1 protein-coding gene is annotated in these 1,378 nt (G+C 33.5%); it reads left to right on the top strand.

What is annotated here, in order from left to right:
* Positions 1–1,066: 1,066 nt before the first annotated feature.
* On the top strand, positions 1,067–1,378 hold a 312-nt coding region (locus tag QI30_RS20035), incomplete at its 3' end, for a TGS domain-containing protein (protein ID WP_126992167.1).

Below are 1,378 nucleotides of genomic sequence, written 5' to 3' on the forward strand. Positions count from 1 at the left end.
TTGAAAATTCCTGGACGTATTTCAAAAGAAATATGTGTCGCGTATTAAGTTAATTACAATTTTAAAGCACGCAAAAAAATTGTATAAACAAATAAGAGTAGCCGATTTTGTCTACTCTTATTTTGTATTTGCGCTATTCTTTTTTAATAGTTAAATCAAAATAAATGAACGAAATTTTATCAGATATCGTTTATGTTATTGACCTTATTCATCAGTTCAATCAAGCTTACAAAATCACTTATCATACACATACTCTGTTCAAAATCTTGCTCTTCACTAGGCACTTTTTCCGCATATAACTTTGCATAATCTTTGATATCTCTTTTATTAACATGCTGTGGTAGTTCGAAGATTTTCTGGGAAAAGTAATCTGGATCTTTAATATTAAACAAGGTTAAAATCTTTTCAATCTTGGCTATTTGATAATTTGCGGAAATGATTTTTTTAAAGAGAAAGGTTATATGGAATATTAGAGAGACAGACACCTAGTACGTCTCTTTTCAATATTATGCGAAGCAAAAAAAGGAACTGTTATTTTTGTCTAAAAGAGATGCTACTAAAATGAATCATCATTAAAAGATGCCATCTAATTTTCTAACATAATTTTCTGATTTTTTAAAATAATAAGTTTACAATATTTAGAAAGTCCGTTAAAATTATATGTAATTTCAATTTTAAAAAGCAATGACGAGGATATGAATCGTTTAAGAGAAGGTCAAAAGAGAGGGAAATCACCGGCTGAAAGTTTCCTGATTGGACTATTCGATTTACTCCCTTTGAGCTGTGCTAGGAAACTAGCAACGTGTACAGGCGTTATCTGTATCAATGAGCTACTGGTCATCTAACAGTAGGAATTTGGGTGGAACCACGGGTATACAAGCATGTATTCGTCCCTTTACGGGATGAGTATATGCTTTTTATTTTGGCAAAGCAAATGAAATATTTGCTTTGCCAAAATAGTATATGTCACAGATTTTTAGAGGAATTTTCGAGTAAACTCGAAAAAATCTGGACGCAAATATGCATTTGCATATTTGATTAACCAAAAACGAAAAGGAGAGATAGTATGTCAAATCAAGAAGTAACAATTCAATTTCCAAATGGCGAAGAGAAGTGCTTTGCCAAAGGTGTTACGCTAACCGAAATTGCCAAGTCGATTAGTCCGAGCTTAGCGAAAAAATCAATTGTGGGAAGTGTAAATACGACGACAACTGATTTGACTCGACCAATTCTAGTGGACGCTGAAATTTCGCTGTATGACACTTCGTCAAAAGAGGGTTTAGAGGTACTTCGCCATTCGGCAGCTCACTTAACTGCACAGGCGGTCAAACGTTTATATCCTGATGCAAAGTTTGGGGTTGGGCCTGTCATTGAAAAT

Origin of the sequence: Candidatus Kurthia intestinigallinarum (genome assembly GCF_003991225.1) — a bacterium.
GTDB classification, from domain to species: Bacteria; Bacillota; Bacilli; order Bacillales_A; family Planococcaceae; genus Kurthia; species Kurthia populi.